General features: G+C 59.4%; 1 protein-coding gene. It reads left to right on the forward strand.

The genetic code is table 11. The features are described 5' to 3' along the window. Positions 1–554, forward strand: a 554-nt coding sequence (locus LPW29_RS15310; RefSeq protein WP_443112363.1) for an IS91 family transposase, incomplete at both ends; no start/stop codon positions are given.

Raw genomic sequence — 554 nt, forward strand, 5'->3', positions numbered from 1 at the left:
CCCAAACGCCTGGGAGGCGAGTTGGGCATGACCGCGGTGCTGCATACCTGGGGGCAAACCCTGACGCAGCATGTTCACCTGCATTGCCTTGTCCCTGGTGGCGCCCTGCGAAAGAATGGCCAATGGGCGCCCAGCAAAAGCAATTATCTGTTCCCGGTCAAGGCCCTTTCGGTGAGGTTCCGTGGATACATGGTGGCCGCCCTGAGGCAAGCGATCGACCGTGGTGAGCTCTCTCGGGTGACACACCCCGGGGAAGTGGACAGACTGCTTGATGACCTGATGCAGGTCTCGTGGAACGTCTACACCAAGGCCTGTCTGAACCACGGCGGGACGGTGGTGGACTACCTGGGCCGCTATACCTATCGCATCGCCATCACCAATCGACGGATACTGGGGGTGGATGATGATGGGGTTCGGTTTACCTACAAAGATTATCGGACCGAGCAACGCAAGGTCATGACCTTGACCGGGCAAGAGTTCGTGCGCCGCTTCCTGCAGCACATCCTGCCGAAAGGTCTCATGCGCGTGAGGCACTACGGATTTCTGGCCAATCG

The organism is Ectothiorhodospira sp. 9100, assembly GCF_022227565.1.
Taxonomy (GTDB): domain Bacteria; phylum Pseudomonadota; class Gammaproteobacteria; order Ectothiorhodospirales; family Ectothiorhodospiraceae; genus Ectothiorhodospira; species Ectothiorhodospira marina.